The 17,859-nt window shown below is 37.9% G+C and carries 16 protein-coding genes; 6 read left to right on the forward strand and 10 right to left on the reverse strand.

All coding sequences use genetic code 11. The features are described 5' to 3' along the window. The first annotated feature begins 251 nt into the window (after positions 1-251). From DPX34_RS10300 to gshB, 4 genes are all read left to right on the forward strand, one after another. Positions 252-761, forward strand: a complete 510-nt coding sequence (locus DPX34_RS10300) for a glycine cleavage system transcriptional repressor (protein ID WP_111978349.1) — start codon at positions 252-254, stop codon at positions 759-761. A gap of 85 nt (positions 762-846) precedes the next feature. After that, positions 847-2,916: a polyphosphate kinase 1 gene (gene ppk1, locus DPX34_RS10305; protein WP_111978350.1), complete on the forward strand. Its 2,070-nt coding sequence runs from the start codon at positions 847-849 to the stop codon at positions 2,914-2,916. Between the two features lie 19 nt (positions 2,917-2,935). Then, a complete protein-coding gene (ppx, locus tag DPX34_RS10310; RefSeq protein ID WP_111978351.1) occupies positions 2,936-4,444 on the forward strand; it encodes an exopolyphosphatase in 1,509 nt (502 codons plus the stop codon). Between the two features lie 195 nt (positions 4,445-4,639). Continuing rightward, positions 4,640-5,617, forward strand: coding sequence for a glutathione synthase (gene gshB / locus DPX34_RS10315; RefSeq protein ID WP_111978352.1), 978 nt, complete (start codon positions 4,640-4,642; stop codon positions 5,615-5,617). A gap of 617 nt (positions 5,618-6,234) precedes the next feature. On the opposite strand, the gene DPX34_RS10330 is transcribed toward gshB, so the two are convergent. Continuing rightward, positions 6,235-7,215 carry a nucleoid-associated protein gene (locus tag DPX34_RS10330; RefSeq protein ID WP_111978353.1) on the reverse strand — a complete coding sequence of 327 codons (981 nt, stop codon included), beginning with the start codon at positions 7,213-7,215 and terminating at the stop codon, positions 6,235-6,237. A gap of 70 nt (positions 7,216-7,285) precedes the next feature. On the opposite strand from DPX34_RS10330, the gene DPX34_RS10335 reads away from it, so the two are divergent. After that, positions 7,286-7,498, forward strand: a complete 213-nt coding sequence (locus tag DPX34_RS10335; RefSeq protein ID WP_111978354.1) for a YejL family protein — start codon at positions 7,286-7,288, stop codon at positions 7,496-7,498. A gap of 12 nt (positions 7,499-7,510) precedes the next feature. Beyond that, the gene (locus DPX34_RS10340) at positions 7,511-9,079 is read left to right on the forward strand and encodes a DUF3413 domain-containing protein (protein ID WP_111978355.1); all 1,569 of its coding nucleotides are present in this window, start codon (positions 7,511-7,513) and stop codon (positions 9,077-9,079) included. A gap of 156 nt (positions 9,080-9,235) precedes the next feature. Here DPX34_RS10340 and DPX34_RS10345 read toward each other — a convergent pair whose 3' ends face one another. The 9 genes from DPX34_RS10345 to DPX34_RS10385 form a co-directional block, all read right to left on the reverse strand. Then, positions 9,236-9,541, reverse strand: a complete 306-nt coding sequence (locus tag DPX34_RS10345; RefSeq protein WP_111978356.1) for a hypothetical protein — start codon at positions 9,539-9,541, stop codon at positions 9,236-9,238. Positions 9,542-9,549: 8 nt separating this feature from the next. After that, positions 9,550-9,903, reverse strand: a complete 354-nt coding sequence (locus DPX34_RS10350; RefSeq protein ID WP_157964689.1) for a DUF2750 domain-containing protein — start codon at positions 9,901-9,903, stop codon at positions 9,550-9,552. Positions 9,904-10,155: 252 nt separating this feature from the next. Next, positions 10,156-10,740, reverse strand: a complete 585-nt coding sequence (locus DPX34_RS10355) for a cytochrome c3 family protein (RefSeq protein ID WP_111978358.1) — start codon at positions 10,738-10,740, stop codon at positions 10,156-10,158. Between the two features lie 3 nt (positions 10,741-10,743). Next, on the reverse strand, positions 10,744-11,223 hold the full coding sequence (locus DPX34_RS10360; RefSeq protein WP_111978359.1) for a nitrate reductase cytochrome c-type subunit: 480 nt from the start codon (positions 11,221-11,223) through the stop codon (positions 10,744-10,746). A gap of 7 nt (positions 11,224-11,230) precedes the next feature. Continuing rightward, positions 11,231-13,726 (reverse strand): nitrate reductase catalytic subunit NapA, encoded by a 2,496-nt coding sequence (gene napA / locus DPX34_RS10365; protein ID WP_198673676.1) that lies wholly within the window; start codon positions 13,724-13,726, stop codon positions 11,231-11,233. A gap of 26 nt (positions 13,727-13,752) precedes the next feature. Then, positions 13,753-14,016 carry a chaperone NapD gene (locus DPX34_RS10370; protein ID WP_111978360.1) on the reverse strand — a complete coding sequence of 88 codons (264 nt, stop codon included), beginning with the start codon at positions 14,014-14,016 and terminating at the stop codon, positions 13,753-13,755. Then, positions 14,009-14,575 carry a ferredoxin-type protein NapF gene (gene napF, locus DPX34_RS10375; RefSeq protein ID WP_198673677.1) on the reverse strand — a complete coding sequence of 189 codons (567 nt, stop codon included), beginning with the start codon at positions 14,573-14,575 and terminating at the stop codon, positions 14,009-14,011. Before napF ends, DPX34_RS10370 begins: the two co-directional genes overlap by 8 nt. After that, entirely contained in the window at positions 14,536-14,694 is a 159-nt protein-coding gene (locus DPX34_RS10380; protein WP_111978362.1) for a periplasmic nitrate reductase, NapE protein, read from the reverse strand. Before DPX34_RS10380 ends, napF begins: the two co-directional genes overlap by 40 nt. Before the next feature lie 200 nt (positions 14,695-14,894). After that, positions 14,895-17,558 (reverse strand): CHASE domain-containing protein, encoded by a 2,664-nt coding sequence (locus DPX34_RS10385; protein ID WP_157964690.1) that lies wholly within the window; start codon positions 17,556-17,558, stop codon positions 14,895-14,897. Positions 17,559-17,859: the final 301 nt, after the last annotated feature.

Genomic DNA, 17,859 nt, shown 5'->3' on the forward strand with positions numbered 1-17,859 from the left:
TACATCCTTGGTTGAGAATAACGGGATTGATTAATAAGTGAGCTTAAGTACCTACATATGAAAAGGACTTAGTTTCCCATTTTGATCGGAGATCGATTTAATACGATTCAATTTTACAACGCCCTCTTAAAAGTTAGTTGAAAAATTTAAAATAATCTATCATTTTTAACGATATAAATCTTGTTGATACTTTACAATTCATCTAGATTAGATCCATACTAAATACTAATAAATTCAAAGGATAAAGAGCCGTGATAAAAATAATTACATCGCTCATCACAAACGATAAGCCCGGCATAATTGAACAGCTTGCAAAAATAGTGACTCATCACAATGGTAATTGGGAAGCCAGTAATTTTAGCCAACTAGCAGGTAAATTTGCCGGTGTAGTTGAGATCAGTGTAGCTGAAGAGCAACAAACCCAATTAATTACGGCTTTACAGCAATTACAACAAGCTGATTTTATTATTGATATAGCTACATCTTCATTGAGTAATGAGCAGGCAAAAACGAGCCATATCATCGAAGTCACCGGTAATGACCGCAATGGTATAATCAAAGACGTATCATCCGTATTAGCAAAAAATAATATTAATGTATTAAAACTCAGCTCTGAAACGTCTCCTGCACCTAACTGGGGTGGCAACCTATTTAAGGCAATAATTGAAATACAAGCTTCAGACACCAACGCGATAGATGCCGCTATTGATGGGCTCGAATCGATAACTGATGATTTGATTGTCGATATAACGTTATTATAAATAAATGAACTGCATTCATAAAGATGCAATAAAAACGTGATATAGCTTATACATTGCATTTTTACTGAATTATTAAGACATGATGATGGCGAAATCAGAACAACTATTTAATCAAAAAGAACTCAGCTGGCTTTCTTTTAATGAACGAGTATTACAAGAAGCCGGCGACAAAAGCGTACCCGTTGTTGAACGAGTGCGCTTTTTAGGAATATTTTCTAATAATCTAGATGAATTTTTCAGGGTTCGCTTTGCCGACGTTAAACGCCAAATTCTTATAAACAATGAACACAGCGACGATCCAGAAGATGAATCACTGTTAAAAAAAATACAGAAAAAGATCTTAAAACTACAAGATAATTTTGAGCGAATTCATAAAGATGTCGTTAAAGAATTAATTAAACATAATATTTATTTAATTGATCATTCTCATCTTTCGGCTTTTCACAGTGATTGGTTAAAGAACTTTTTTAAAGAACAAGTATTACGCCATATTACTCCGATTATAGTACGTGAAAATACCGATTTAATTAGTCATTTAAGTGACTCAACCACCTATTTAGCGGTGGCTATTCGTAATGGTGATTCAACTCAATACGCCATTTTAGATGTGCCAACCGATGCAATGCCGCGATTTATTCAATTACCTGCCGAACGCACTAAAAAGAAGAAAAATATTATTTTGCTTGATGATGTTTTAATTCATTCAATGCACGAAATATTTGGTGGCTTTTTTGAATATGAATCTTTTGATGTGCATTCGTTTAAAATAACACGAGATGCAGAATTTGGTATTAGCGACGAGATAGATGTGAGCTTGGTTGAGCAGATGTCTGAAGGTTTAAAACAGCGCATTGATGCAAAGCCAACTCGAGTTGTTTACGATCGTGATATGCCTAACGATGTATTAAACATTTTAAAAGAAAAATTGAATGTCGCGGATGATGATGGCAACCTGCTACCGGGTGGCCGTTACAGAAACTTTAAAGATTTTATCTCATTTCCTAATATCGGTCGTAGCTACCTTGAAAACAAGCCGCTACCCCCACTAAAACATCATAAATTTTTAAAGTTCGCGAATGTATTTAAAGCCATTCAAGAACAAGATATTTTATTGCACTACCCTTACCATACCTTCGATCATTTTAATGAAGTTGTTCGACAGGCCGCGTTTGACCCTAAAGTTAAAAGTATCAAACTTAATATTTACCGTGTCGCTAAAAATTCAAATATTATTAGCTCACTGATTGATGCGATAAAAAACGGTAAAAAAGTCTCGGTTGTTGTTGAACTGAAAGCGCGTTTTGATGAATCAAATAATATTGAATGGGCGAAACGCATGACTGATGCGGGGATCCGAGTTATATTTGGTAACCAGCATTTAAAAATACATTCAAAATTATTACTCATTTCCCGCAAAGAAAACGGTGAATTAGTTCGTTATGCTCATATCGGTACGGGTAACTTTCATGAGAAAACCGCTAAGTTATATACCGACTTTAGTTTGTTTACGCAGCATCCTGAAATTTGCTCAGAAGTAGAAGATGTTTTTGATTTTATTGAAAACATGTACAAACGTTATGATTATAAACATTTACTGGTTTCACCTGTTCACATGCGTATTCCGGTAACTAATTTAATCGATAACGAAATCATCAATGCTAGAGCGGGTAAATCGGCACAAATTATTTTAAAAGTGAATAATTTAGTGGATAAACCGCTCATATTAAAACTTTATGAAGCAAGCCAAGCCGGTGTAAAAGTGCGTATGATTATACGCGGTATGTGTGAACTGGTACCAGGTGTGAGTGGTTTGAGCGAAAACATTCAAGTAATCAGTATTGTTGACCGTTATTTAGAACATCCTAGAGTAATGGTATTTCATAATGGCGGCGCCGAAAAAGTATACATCTCATCGGCAGATTGGATGACGCGTAATGTCGATCATCGCATCGAAGTCAGTTGCCCTATTTATGATGAAAAACTCAAGCAACAAATAAAAGACCTTCTTGATCTACAATTTTCAGATACAACTAAAGCACGGATAATCGATTCGGAGCAAAAAAACCACTATGTGAAACGTGGAAATAGACGTAAAGTCCGTTCACAAGTCGCGATATATCAATACCTGAAATTGCAAGAAGAGCAAAACGAATAATACAACCTCGGAGAATTAGGTGGAAAAAACAGATCAAATAACGGAAGAAACCGGTAAAGTCTATGCGGCACTCGATATAGGCTCTAATAGTTTCCATCTAATTGTTGCCCGTATTGTTGATGGCTCATTGCAGGTTTTGCATAAAGTTAAGCAGCGAGTTCGCTTAGCAGATGGTTTATCAAAAGATAAACAGCTTAATCAAATTGCAATGGATCGTGGCTTAGAAACACTCACCCAAATGGCAACCGCATTGGAAGGCCTTAGCGAAGAAAACGTTAGAGTAGTCGCAACTTATACCTTGCGCACGGCAATCAATACACAAGATTTTTTACACCAAGCCAGAGACGTTTTTCCGTATCCAATTGAAATAATTAGTGGTCAAGAAGAAGCTCGCTTAATTTACCAAGGTGTCGCGCATACGATTAGCCAACCCGGTAATCGACTTGTTATTGATATCGGGGGTGGCAGCACCGAGTTTATTATTGGTCACCATTTTGATCCAATTGCCCTTAGCTCACGTTCGATGGGCTGTGTGAGTTTTACCCAACAATTTTTTCACGACGGCGAAATAACCGACCGTGCCTTTCATAAAGCGATTATTCACGCCGAGCAAGAGTTAGAAGATATAATAGAGCACTATAAATTAACCGGCTGGCAAGCCTGTTTTGGCACATCAGGAACGATCAAAGCAATAAGAGAAGTTATTATAAGAGCGGGCTGGAGTCAAGGTGATATCACTGCGGCCCATCTCGAAAAATTAAAGCAGATGTTGTTAAGCTTCGGCACGATAGACCAAATTAATATTGCAGGTGTGTCAGAACATCGAAGCCCGGTTTTGCCCGGCGGATTAGCTGTATTAATCGCCGCTTTTGAAGTTTTAAATATTGATAGTTTAACCTATTCAGATGCCGCTTTACGTGAAGGTGTACTGTATGAAATGGAAGAGCGTTTACGCCACGATGACATTAGGCAACGTACGATTGAAAGCTTAGTTAAACGTTATTATGTTGATACACTGCAATCAGAGCGCGTTCAGCGTTCAGCGCTTTATATGGTTGAGCAAATTGACCGTTATTGGAATCTGCCTAAAAATTATAAACAAATTATACGCTGGGCTTGTCAAATACACGAAATCGGTCTGCACATAAACTCGACCGCTTTTCACAAACACTCAGCTTATATTGCGAGCTTTTCTGCCCTTCCCGGCTTTGTACAAGAAGAACAAATATTGGTGTCTAGTTTATTGCGCCTACAGCGTAAAAAGTTACGCCTAGAAGAATTACCCAGTTTTACTTTATACAAAATAACAAAAGTAGTACGGATTATTCGTATTTTACGCATTGCGATTGTCATCAATTTACGTAGAAGAGATAACTGGATCCCAGGTTATATGATATCGGTTGATGGCGAAAATATTCACTTTAGTTTTCCTAATGACTTTTTAAATCACCAAAAACTTTTTGTTGCCGACCTTGAGCAAGAACAACTCTACCAGCAAGAAGCCGGCTTTACGTTTACTTTTGAATAATATAAAAAATAGTCACGGAAAGAATAAAGCTGAGTGATTGAATTATTCAGCTTTGCCCCAACCTAACTTTTATACAATCAACTCGCTAAATACACGTAAAATAACCACCTAAAGTAATAACAATGTATTAGCTACTGTTTACCCGAATTCAGATTGATAAGTAAAACAACCTCATCTAAAAATTATAGGATCATTATGTCTATTAAACTCGGTATTGTTATGGATCCCATAGCAGACATTAATATTAAAAAAGACACCAGCTTCGCAATGTTATTGGCCGCTCAAGCTCGCGGTTACGAATTATATTATATGGAGATGAGTGATTTATATATTGAAAATGGCCGAGCTTACGCCAGCATGAAACAATTTACAGTACAAAATGATCCTGAAGATTGGTATCAGTTTGAAAACCAAAATGATTGGCCATTAGCCGAACTCGACGTCGTACTGATGCGCAAAGATCCTCCTTTTGATACTGAATATATTTATGCGACTTATATGCTTGAACAAGCAGAACGAGAAGGTACGCTAATCGTTAATAAACCACAAAGCTTGCGTGATGCTAATGAAAAATTATATACATCTTGGTTTCCGCAATGCTGCCCGACAACACTAGTAACACGAGACCCTAAGCGATTACGTGAATTTTATAATACTCACGAAGATATCATATTAAAACCACTCGATGGTATGGGTGGCGCTTCTATTTTTAGGTTAAAACCAGCAGACGCTAATGTCGGCGTGATCATTGAAACTTTAACTGAACACGGTGAGCGTTACACTATGGCGCAAAAATTCATACCTGAAATAACCGAAGGTGATAAACGCATTTTAATGATAAATGGCGAACCCATTGATTATTGTTTAGCGCGTATTCCTGCTAAAGGTGAAACCCGGGGCAATTTAGCCGCAGGCGGTCGTGGCGAAGCTCGTCCGCTATCCGATTCAGATAGATGGATAGCAGAGCAAGTGGGCCCAACCTTGAAAGAAAAAGGCCTAATTTTTGTTGGTTTAGATGTTATCGGCGATAAATTAACTGAAATAAATGTAACCAGCCCAACTTGTGTTCAAGAAATATCAAATGCGTTTGATGTCGATATTACCGGTAAATTGTTCGATTGCATTGAAGAGAAGCTACAAGATCAGATTATACCAATTCATATAAATAAGTGATCTCTCAGAATGCATCCAGCGTTTTTTGAACAAGGCGTCGGTGTACAGGAATGGTTGTTCCCTTTCAAATACCGATAACGCAGGTCAAAAGCCGCTGGGGCATTCCTTCCAGGCGAGTTTTAATGCGCTTACTCTGTGTTGCTCGAACTCATAAGAGCACTACTATTCTTTCATTTAAGCGCATTTAAACGCTCGCTGAGTGGGCATTTATTATTACGGATTGGTATTAAAGCCAATTAGGATAAACGGCTTAATTAGACAAGCTAGACCGTAGCAAATTAATGACTTAGCGCATAAAAAAGAGCTTATCGATATTAACAGCGATAAGCTCTTTTTTGATCAACATGTTGATTTTAAAATCGAATTATACCAATTCATATAAATAAGTGATCTCTCAGAATGAATCCAGCGGTTTTTGAACAAGGCGTCGGTGTGTAGGAATGGTTGTTCCCTTTCAAATACCGATAACGCAGGTCAAAAGCCGCTGGGGCATTCCTTTCAGGCGAGTTTTAAATGCGCTTACTCTGTGTTGCTCGAACTCAAACGAGCACCACTATTCTTTCATTTAAGCGCATTTAAACGCTCGCTGAGTGGGCACTTATTATTACGGATTGGTATTAACCATTCTTTTCTAAAGCATCAAGTAAATTCGGCGGTAACTTAGTGAATTTAAGTGTTTTAGCAATGGGATCATAATGTATATGTTCACCCAATAATTCACGGTTAAATGACAAACTCATCCCACCACCTTGACCAAAGAATTTTTTCAGTGATTTTGACGCTGATAAATACACCGGACAAGAGTCATTAAACTCTTCATCTTCGGCTGCTTTATCATAAAACCCCGCTAAACCGGTTTTTTCTTCGATCTCTTCCGATAAATGCTGCACATCTAAAAAGTCACCCACTTCAGATGCATTTTTCATTACATCTAACGTAACCTCACGCACAGAAGACGCTTTTTCATCATCAGAATTATCTGAAATAAAGGTTTCAACCGTTTCAATTAATTTTTGCGTAGCATCTTTCGCGTTTAATTTAGGTTCAATTCCTAAAGCATCCGCCATAAAATCATTAACAGTGCGGCCCACTCGCCCTTTTATATAAGCAATTGCGCGTTCAGAATCTGGGTTCACGCCAAACTCGCTCATGTCGAGCTGTACCGCTAATTGAATGTTCGCAATATCTAAATATTGTGAGCGCTCTGCACTTATTGCGTCATTTAACAATACAGAATCTTTAACCCCTAAAACAGCAGCTAACACATATTCCGATGCTAAATGCTGGTAACAGGCAACCACTAATATTGACTCTGCGGGGGGCGCTTCAACGTCGATTGATTGTTGTAATGCATTAAAAATATGATCAGCTAACGCTTGACCACTCACACCCGATTTAAGTTGTTCAGCCACTTCACTATCGTCTTTAAATTGACAATATTCTTTCTGGCCTTTCTTAATAAACGAAGTATGAATACCTTCTGCTAAATACTCAGCAGTTTGACCGTCAACGCAAGTTGCAGCCGATAATTGTAAATTAATACGGTTATCGCCATGAATTAAGCGATTAAAATAAATTTGTGCACTAGAAATAGACATAAGCCATTGAGTTTTCTATCAAAGAGGAACTAAAATTAGAGTATCTATATATAGTAAAGTAAAAGTGCCCATGGCTCAATCAAGTAAATACTCAAATGATGAATTTGAGAAAGTAGTAAACGCAATTAATATCGCGCTTAAAGCGCAAAACACACCAACCGATTTAGCTTTAATGGCATTAGGCGATGCAGTTATTAGCCAAGTGCAAAAAAGCTATGACAAACCTAGCCAACAAAAAATCATCGAGCAATTTAGTCTCGCCTTAAAACACGCGCTAAAATAAGAAACTGATCATATGTGGTTAAACTCTGCCTCTCGGCAATCGCAACTCTTATCTTGGGGTCATTGGTTTACCGTAATCAATGTATTCTTGGGACTTATCGTTTCAAGCATTTATTTTTTTGCTGAACCCATGCCCGATAGTTTATTAGGTATTATTTACTTATTGCTATATTGGGTTGGGCATATCGCCTTTCTATTTTTTGTTGTTTATGTATTAGCTATATTCCCGGTGCTCGCCGGTACAAAAAATATGGGGTTTAGTCGCATTTGGTCAGCGGTGGTGTCAACTACGGGTTTAAGTTTACTATTTGTTGATAGTATTTTTTATTCGGTCAATTTATATCACTTAGATCTTTTCTCTACTGCTAACATTCAATCGGATGTTAGTTTTTTAGTTGATAAAATTCCGTCTGGCTTTTTTGCTGCCTTTTTTGTTTTATATGCTGCTATTTTTAGTATTGAAATAGCCTTAAGCAATAAACTATGGCGAGATCTTGAACAAATTAGTGCGCAATTTAAACGCTATAAAGTGGCTCAAGCTTTTTTAGGCTGCTTTTTTGTAACACATCTAGTGCATATCTGGGCGGATGCCAAAGTCTACCAGCCTATTATAGCCAAAGATAACTTGTTACCTTTCTCTTATCCACTAACGGCTAAAAACTTTTTATCAGGCTCTGGCTTAATTGATTTAACCGATTACTTAGATAAAAAAGAACTGTATTTTAATGTGTCGGGTTATCACTTAACCATGCCTTCAAATGAGCTAACCTGTCAAAATCCAACACGTGATATGACATTATCCGTATTAAGTGTTAGCGACGAATTACTACCGTTGATTAATTACGAATTAAAAAAGTTGAATTTTTTAACCGATTCGACACGTTATTGGTCACCAGTAGAAGATGAGCACGTTGCATTTGAAATGCTATTTGGTTTGCCGGTAATTTACCAACCGTTGATCATGCAAAAAAGCATATTAAATACCGCGCTGATTAAACAAAATGTGGGTTTAAAATTTAACCCATCGGCTGCAAATTTAAGTCATACCATTGACTTATCAATGCCGAGTTACATTAAAGGTAATAACGCGTTATTTGTTAATCATTACACCGTGAAAAGTCATCAAGCTTTGCATTACTCGATTAAGCAACTAATGACACAACAAGATAACCAGCACTTAGTTGTGCTTAAACCAAGTGGTCAATTCACGACGAGTTTAATTTACACCAGTAAAAGACAAGCAAGTCATACAACCTCGACAGAATCGTTAGGTTCATTACCTAATATGGTCAGTAATTACGATATTTTACCCAGTGTATTAAACGGTTGGTTAGGGTGTGATTGGCAAGCAACAGGTAAACGCTTTGGTCAAAATTTATTTGCATCACCGCAAAATAAAGATTGGTTTGTCTCTGCAGATAGTCAATTTATCTACGTGTGGGATAAAAACAAAGCAACGTTTATCGATAATAAGGCCAAATTAATAAGTCATTCATTACAACGCACTCTCGATACCGAGCCGCATTCAAATAGTGTTTTAGCCAGAGCGATTGGGCAATTAAAACAATTTTTACGACAATAACCTTGATTTAATTGGCTGGTTGTCTCGTCATTATTTAGTACAAACAAAAAAGCCCCTTTACGCTAACGCGTAAAGGGGCTTTTATTTGAATAATGAATAATGGGAAGCTTGAAAACGCGTTGCAATCACGTTTATACCCAGATAGCTTGGGTATAATTATGAACGTTTAATTCTGACAATGCGCATGACTTCTACTTCAAACCCTGCAACATGATCAATATCAGGGTAATAAATTAGATTTACTTTTGCACCTTGCAACGTTTTATACAATTTTTTACGTTTAAATTTAAAAGGTACATCATAACCTTCTAATAAAATGGTATTTAAATACCATTCATCTTTTTGACGTTGCACATGTGATTCTACTGTCGCATCATTTTTTTGCAGTAAATCAGGATTATCAGCGAGCTGTTTCTCTAAAAGCTTGGCTTTTTGTTTCTCAGTTTTAACTTTTACAACCATATCAGCACCTACTTAGTCACTTGTTTAATTTTATCTGCAAGCTCAGCAGGTTCGATATCAATATTATTGTCTGATTCAGCAGACCAATTTAAACCAATACATAAACCATCTTGGTGAATACCTGAAATCCATTTATCAACAAAGGCTTCACGTGCTATTTCTAATACTTGAAAGGCTTCATAGCCCGCCATTTTTGCAATGAAACTTTCAGCTGAGGTTAATTCAGACCAGAATGGCATCGAGCGAATGTTCTCTGAATTTAACGGTGTTGGAATGCCTTTTTCATCTTGAATAGTCCATACTTTATCAAGTTCAACGATTTGCTGACAAAAAAGAGTTTCGATTTGTTCAATATCAAGCACTAATATTTCCCCCATAAATAATCATGGCCATATTCTACTGGAATTGAGTCTGTATTTCAGAAATAAATAGTAAATTAGGCGATTTTAGCCTATAGGAGAGTACATTTCTTGTGAACTAAATTTACTGATAGGGAGTATATCTCATTGTTAATAAAGTCACTTTTCACACTATGATAGGTTATTTTTCACACAAAAAAAATAAATAAAAGGTTTGAAATAGCTCAAACCTTTTCATTAATTTATCGACTTAACCTACCAACCTTTTACCCCTGTCATGTCAGGCAGGTGATGCGCAATGCCTTTGTGGCAATCAATACAGGTTTTTTCGCCACTCGCCAGCGCAGTACTGTGCTGTTCAGCCGCTCGCTTACCTTGTAACGTAAAGTCCATAGAATCAAAATTATGGCAGTTACGACACTCTAATGAATCATTGGCTTTTAACCGAGCCCATTCATTTTCAGCTAAATGCCGACGTTTTTCTAAAAATTTATCTCTTGTTGCTATTGTGCCAAATATTTTACCCCACACTTCTTTTGAGGCCGCCATTTTACGCGCGATTTTATCAGACCATTCATGTGGAACATGACAATCAGGGCAAGTAGCACGCACACCAGACCGGTTAGAATAATGTATCGTCGGTTGCAGTTCTTGAAATACATTTTCTCGCATTTCATGACAACCAACACAAAACTCTTCGGTATTGGTTAATTCTAAGGCGGTATTAAATCCCCCCCAAAATATAATACCGGCGATAAAACCGCCTAACGCTAAAAAACCTAAACTAAAGTGGATACTGGGCTTGCTAAATACTTTCCAATATTTCTTAAAGCGCTTCATACATTACTCCTTAATGAGCTCAGCAATTTTAACCATCGCTTCCATATCAACAAACGTATTTTCAACGACCGGTTTGGCATCAGTTTGTGGTACATGGCATTGATTACAAAAATAGCGGCGAGGTGACATTTCAGCTAAAAAGTTACCATCTCGATCCATATAATGCGTCACAGAAATCATCGGTGCTTGGCTTTCTTCCGTACGGGTGCGGTTATGACACGCCATACATTTATTAACATTCGTATTTATTGGGTAATCACGAATGTTATGTGGAATAAGTGGCGGTTGCATCGGGTAATTACGCACTTGCTTTACATCATTAACGATCGGCTTTGCAATCGCTTCTGCGGGCCTATCTTGATTAATCTCAGCTTTCAAAATAGGGTTAATCGGATCGGCATGCGCTTTCATCATCAAAGTCAAAGAAAAAAGCATACCAACTGCACATAAAATAAGGGTGATCGCATTTTTATTTATCATCATTACTCTCCTACACCTTTTCCACTTTAACTGCGCATTTTTTATAATCAGTTTGTTTTGAAATAGGATCGGTTGCATCTAATGTTACTTTATTGATTAAACGGGCTGCATCAAACCAAGGCACAAATACAAGTCCTTCTGGTGGCTTATTACGACCACGCGTTTCGACTCGAATTTTTATATTACCGCGACGAGAGCTTAATTTAACTTCATCTCCTCGACGTAAGCCCCGCTTTTTAGCATCAGCTGGGTGCATATAAATCAGCGCATCAGGAATAGCTTTATGCAATTCAGGTACTCGCTGCGTCATTGAACCACTATGCCAATGTTCAAGCACACGCCCCGTGCTTAACCATAAATCAAATTCATCATCTGGTGATTCTGCTGGTGGCTCGTAAGGCAAGGCAAAAATGATAGCGCGCCCATCCGGTTTACCATAAAATTCAAAATCCGTACCGGGTTTAACATAAGGATCTGAGCCTTCTTTATATCGCCATAATGTCTCTTTGCCATCAACAACCGGCCAACGTAAACCGCGCTCGGTGTGATAACGATCATAAGGTGCTAAATCATGTCCGTGCTCTCTGCCAAAGGCCGCGTATTCTTCAAACAACCCTTTTTGAACATAAAAACCAACATCACGTGCATCATCGTTAAGGCGATCGTTAGGCACTTCGTCGAGTGAATAAGCATTGACATTGCCATTTTCAAATAACACTTCAAATAATGTTTTATTGGCTAATTCAGGTTGCTTAGCCACTAAATCAGCAGGCCAAACTTCATTAATTTTAAACCGTTTTGAAAACTCTAGTAGTTGCCATAAATCCGATTTCGCTTCGCCAGGCGCTTGAACTTGTTGATACCAAGATTGTGTACGACGCTCTGCGTTACCATAAGCCCCTTCTTTCTCTACCCACATTGCGGCCGGTAAAATTAGATCAGCAGCTTGTGCTGTTACCGTCGGATAGGCATCACTGACAATAATAAAATTATCCGGGTTACGGTAACCGGGATAGGCTTCTTCATTAATGTTCGCGGCGGCTTGCATATTGTTATTACACTGCACCCAATACACATTTAAATCACCATCTTTCAATTTACGGTTATGTAATGCGGCGTGATAACCTGGTTTTGCAGGCACCGTTCCCTCGGGGAGTTTCCAGATTTTTTCAGCGTAAGCACGATGTTTAGGGTTCGCGACAACCATATCGGCCGGTAATCGGTGACTAAAAGTACCCACTTCACGTGCGGTACCACACGCTGAAGGCTGGCCTGTTAATGAAAAAGGACTATTGCCCGGTGTTGAGATCTTACCCGTTAATAGGTGAATATTATAAATGAGGTTATTAGCCCAAACACCACGTGTATGTTGGTTAAAGCCCATTGTCCAAAATGACGTAACCTTTTTACTCGGATCTGCGTATATTTTTGCTAATTTAATTAATTGATCCGTTTCTACACCAGAAAGTTCGGCTACATATTCAGCCGTATAAGTGCTAACAAACTTTTTAAATGCGTCAAAATCAATAGCGGTTGAACCGCCCGCACTTTTTACATTTTTGGCTTTTTGTTGTAGTGGATGTTCATCACGTAATCCATAACCGATGTCCGTTGTGCCCATACGGAAATTCGTGTGTTTATTAACAAAGTCCCAATTAACACTGTCGGTTTGAATAATATAATTAGCAATAAAATTAAGAATGGCTAAATCAGTTTGTGGCTTAAATATCATCGGTATATCAGCCAAATCAAAACTACGGTGTTGATAAGTGGATAATACAGCAACATCAACATCTGGCTTGCTTAATCGGCGATCAGTTAAACGCGTCCAAAGAATGGGATGCATTTCAGCCATATTTGATCCCCAAAGCACAAATGAATCCGCATGTTCAATATCGTCATAACATCCCATTGGCTCATCAATACCAAAGGTTCTCATAAAGCCCCCCACTGCCGACGCCATGCAATGACGAGCATTGGGATCAATATGATTACTTCTGAAGCCGGCTTTCATTAATTTAACGGCAGCATACCCCTCCATGACAGTCCATTGGCCCGATCCAAACATGCCAATTGAGCCAGTACCTTTTGCTTTAATGGCGGCTTTATATTTATCTGCCATTACATCAAATGCTTCATCCCAGCTAACAGGAGTGAATTCACCGTTTTTGTCATATGTCCCGTTTTTCTTACGCAATAAAGGTTTTGTTAATCGATCGGCGCCATACATTATTTTAGATAAAAAGTAGCCTTTAACACAATTCAGTCCCCGGTTTACCGGTGATTTAATATCACCATGAGTTGCAACAACTTTACCATTTTTAGTTGCAACATTAATGCTACAGCCCGTACCACAAAAGCGACACGGCGCTTTGTCCCATTTTAATTGAGTTGACTCAGAACGGGTTATTATATTACTAGCATTTGCCGGTAAAGTGATACCAGCAGCGGTAGCAGCTGCGCTCGCAGCGCTAGCTTTAACAAAATCTCGACGCGTTATTTTCATTTTGTGACCTACTTATTCAACGTTATTTAGGCTGCGTTTTCTTCGATACTTTCATCAAAGTATTCGTGATAAACAGGGCTAATATCGATTATATTTTTGACTTGATTCAAAGCATCAGACAGTTTTGCAATATGCTTATGGCTATGGCCTTCCATTGTCACAACTATTTTTCCTTGGCCGTCATGACCATGAATTTCACAGCCTTCGATTTGATTGCAAGAATCAATAACCGAAGGCATATCCGCTTTCATCGTTCTTACTATAAAACTCGCAACATGATATTCAGACATCAGGCACTTCCTGGTTAGATAAAATTTTAGTGATTAAATTAGCTTCAAATTGAATTGAGGTAGATGGGCAAGGTGAAACACAAGCTCCACATTGAATACATAAATCAAGATCAATCTGCGGTTTAGCAATGGCATTGTCGATATAGGTAAACTGAATAGCTTGAGGCTCACAGTTTTCACCACAGCTTCGACAATAAATATCGTTTTGGGTTAAACAGGTATCTAGAATTTTGGGATAAAAATGGGCCGTTTTCGGGTGACGCTTATCAATCGCGTTAGTCGGACAGACCGTCACGCACACTTCACAAAAATCACATTCATTTTCATTAAAGTCGAGTTGCGGAAATTGCCCTTCTCCGACGTTTAATACCTTAGTCGGACAGTGTTTAATGCATTCACCACAACGTGTACAATCACGTGTAAAATCGTCTTCACCTGCACTCCACGGTGGGCGCATAACATTAATTTTGTTGGCCGGCGTGGCACGCCAAAAACGGCGTTTGCTTAAATCAACCATAGTTAATAGGTTGTTGGACCAAACAATAATTGCATCATCCAAATACTGAAGCCGTAACCACTCACTAAAATAATGCTCAATAAAGGAAACAAAACAACCGTGATAAATAAAAACACGCTAAATTCATATTTCTTGGTGATTTGATCAGATTCTTTGCTCATAATATCCATCTCGTTGTTTTAACAACGGTAAGTTGTTATTGATTTTTAACGATAAATAAATAGTAGAGGCGGTAAGAAAAAGTAACCTTGATGTAGATCAAGTGATTTGAAGCCGTAGAATGATAGAGATGGTTAGATTGATCTAAATCAACTTTAACAGCATTAGCATTAAGGGGGCTTAAGCAGAGTGTACGCGGCGGCTAACTTTGCCATTTGGCCAGTACATCAGCCAATATTTGTGGATCAATCGGTTTGGACAAATAATCATCCATTCCCGCATTAATACATTGTTCTCTGTCACCTTTCATCGCGTTAGCGGTCATCGCAATTATCGGAATACCTTGACCATTTGCCACTTTGTCATTGGTTCTGATATTGCGAGTAGCGGCAAAACCATCCATTTCTGGCATTAAACAATCCATTAAAATAAATTGATAAAACCCTTCAGGCTGTGTTTCAAGCAGTTTGATAGCAATTAAGCCATTATCTGCAATATCTAACGTAAACCCCATGCCTTTAAGTATTTCGCTTGCCACCACTTGATTAACATAATTATCTTCAACAAGTAAAATATGTTTATTGCGATTTTTATTTACGCTTTCTGTGGGGTTAGCAGTAATGACCTGATTCTCTATATTAACCTCGGCTTCAGCATTTAACGCCAATTCAGCCAACACATTGTCATTCATTAAACCTAAACAGAGTTCGACAGTGAAACAAGTTCCTTTGTTTTTCTCGCTTGCGACCACAATATGACCTTGCATTAACTCAGCTAAATTTTTAGATATCGCTAAACCTAACCCCGTTCCACCAAACTCTCGAGTCGTTGAGCTATTTTCTTGTCTAAAAGCATCAAATAAATGAGCCATATTTTTTTCAGCGATGCCAATACCCGTGTCATGTACTTCTATTTGAATGCGATGAAAATTTGCTTGAGTTTCGATTAAGTTAATAACAATTTTGATTGCACCAGAACTGGTAAATTTAATCGCATTGCTGGTTAAATTAGTTAAAATTTGATTAATTCTAACCTCATCGCCAATAACAAATTTAGGTACGGCATCGGCGACTAGCAATGAAAAAGTAAGTCCTTTTTCTTGTGTTTTTATTTGAGTTAAATCACCAAACGTTTTAAGTAGTTCATGTAGGTTAAAATCTTTATTCTCAAGCACGAGCTTGCCAGCTTCTACTTTAGAAAAATCTAAAATGTCATTAATCAAAGTTAATAACGTACTCGCACTTAATTCGGCTAAATCGACATATCGGGCTTGCTTGTCTTTTAATTCAGATTTTTTTAATAAAGCTAACATGCCTAAAACGCCATTCATTGGGGTGCGAATTTCATGGCTCATATTAGCTAAAAATTCAGATTTAATGCGTGTTGCAGCTTCGGCTTTATCTTTTGAATCTTCGAGTGCCCATGTTTGAAATTCAAGCTCTAGAGCATGCTCTTGCAACTTCTCTTCTGATTCTTTTTGTTGCGAAATATCTTCGATCGCAACATAAAACCCCACAACATCCCCTTTATGATTAAAGTTAGGGGTAAATGACGACCGGGTATGTCGCGGCCCCTGACTCACTTGGTGAGTTGACACAAACCGGCTAACCTCTCCTGACATGGTTTTTTGCACATAAGACTGCAATTTAGCAACCGCTTCATCACCTAAATCTTGATATATTGATTGACCAATCACACTATCTTGCGGTTTTTTATACCAACGCTCGTAAGTTTTATTCATAAATTGGTACGTTAGCTTTTCATCAACATAAGCCAGTAATGTCGGGACGGCATTCGTAATTTCTTCTAAAAAATGTTTACTGCTATTTGATTCTTTAGTTTGTTTAACAACTTGTAGTCGAGTGCGCAAAGTTGACATATTGAGATGGTAGACAAACCAAGCCGTTAAAACGCTAAATAAGCAACCGATAGATAAAATCATCAAGGACGAGTGACCCATTTGCTCACTAATAGATTCTTTTGCCGGGACCGCGGTAACTTGCCATGTACGAGCGGCTAAATCATGAATAACGGATTTAGCCGTTAATGCTTCAAATATCGCAGTAGGAAAAACAATTTCACTTAATAACCTTGGTGATTCATTTAGGTTTGTTATGTCATGTAGCTGTATTTTATGATGCCCTATTAATCCCTTTGATAACGCCTGCTCGAACAACACATTAAGTTGAAAAACTAATATTATATATCCCTTTATATTGTGCTCATCGGTTTGATATTGATCAAATGGGCGGCTAAATAGCGGTAGCGATATGATAAGACCTAACCCTTCATCTTCAGCTTGAATTAATGTTATCGGCGAAGAAGCATATTCTTTGCCGAGCGCTTCCGCTTTTTCTAATGTTGCAAGTCGCTCAGGTTCTGATGACAAATCAAAACCAACCGCGGCTTCATTGCCTTGTAAAGGCTCTATATAATGTACGGGGAAATAAAATGGTTTTATATCGGCTAATACCAGTTCACCTTCACTGTTTTTAGCTGTAATTTTAAAGTTTGGGTGGCGTTGTTGATTAGATTTTTCAAATTGTGTTCGTTGCTCATGTCCAACATAAGGCACCCACTCAATTGCTTTTATATCAGCATGTCGAGCTAAAGCTAATTTACTGGCATAAGCAAACTCTTGTGCTGAAATTTCACCCGAGCTGGCATATAACATTTGGAACGCGTATAAAACTTCTAACTTAAGTTTGAACTCTTTTTCAATTTGGCCCGCAAAGATTTCTATTTTTCGTTGGTAATCAAGCGCTACTTTTTCAGTTTGAATATGGCTAATTGTGTTCGCGATCAAGCCAGATAAAGAACATCCAATTAAACAAATAACAACGAATATCATTATATTTTTGCGCAAAGTATAATTAACCCCATATAAAACCTAATTAAAGTTTATGTTATAAACGGTAAAAACGCAGTTTTTTTTACGCAAATAACAGACTAGGGCGTGTTTATCTTTTGTGTATGCTTTTGCAGCTGTATTTGCACAATTTATACAAGGCAGAGCGATTGCGGTGTCGTTATTCTATAATCAAAGCGATCGGGTTTTAGGGAAAGCCGTCAAGCTTCGAGACCCCATGAGCATATGCTCTATTATGTGATTGGAGCGAGTAAGCGCTGACAATGAACCATAAAACCTGAGCGAGAAGACTATACAT

The organism is Algibacillus agarilyticus (genome assembly GCF_003286125.1).
GTDB classification, from domain to species: Bacteria; Pseudomonadota; Gammaproteobacteria; order Enterobacterales; family Alteromonadaceae; genus Algibacillus; species Algibacillus agarilyticus.

What these genes read in the sequence shown, in the direction of transcription:
- gshB (WP_111978352.1), top strand. Translation starts at nt 4,640, where the DNA reads ATGTCTATTAAACTCGGTATTGTTATGGATCCCATAGCAGACATTAAT.
- DPX34_RS10335 (WP_111978354.1), top strand. Translation starts at nt 7,286, where the DNA reads ATGGCTCAATCAAGTAAATACTCAAATGATGAATTTGAGAAAGTAGTA.
- DPX34_RS10360 (WP_111978359.1), bottom strand. Translation starts at nt 11,223, where the DNA reads ATGATGATAAATAAAAATGCGATCACCCTTATTTTATGTGCAGTTGGT.
- DPX34_RS10370 (WP_111978360.1), bottom strand. Translation starts at nt 14,016, where the DNA reads ATGTCTGAATATCATGTTGCGAGTTTTATAGTAAGAACGATGAAAGCG.
- ppk1 (WP_111978350.1), top strand. Translation starts at nt 847, where the DNA reads ATGGCGAAATCAGAACAACTATTTAATCAAAAAGAACTCAGCTGGCTT.
- DPX34_RS10355 (WP_111978358.1), bottom strand. Translation starts at nt 10,740, where the DNA reads ATGAAGCGCTTTAAGAAATATTGGAAAGTATTTAGCAAGCCCAGTATC.
- DPX34_RS10340 (WP_111978355.1), top strand. Translation starts at nt 7,511, where the DNA reads ATGTGGTTAAACTCTGCCTCTCGGCAATCGCAACTCTTATCTTGGGGT.
- DPX34_RS10380 (WP_111978362.1), bottom strand. Translation starts at nt 14,694, where the DNA reads ATGAGCAAAGAATCTGATCAAATCACCAAGAAATATGAATTTAGCGTG.
- DPX34_RS10345 (WP_111978356.1), bottom strand. Translation starts at nt 9,541, where the DNA reads ATGGTTGTAAAAGTTAAAACTGAGAAACAAAAAGCCAAGCTTTTAGAG.
- napA (WP_198673676.1), bottom strand. Translation starts at nt 13,726, where the DNA reads ATGAAAATAACGCGTCGAGATTTTGTTAAAGCTAGCGCTGCGAGCGCA.
- DPX34_RS10330 (WP_111978353.1), bottom strand. Translation starts at nt 7,215, where the DNA reads ATGTCTATTTCTAGTGCACAAATTTATTTTAATCGCTTAATTCATGGC.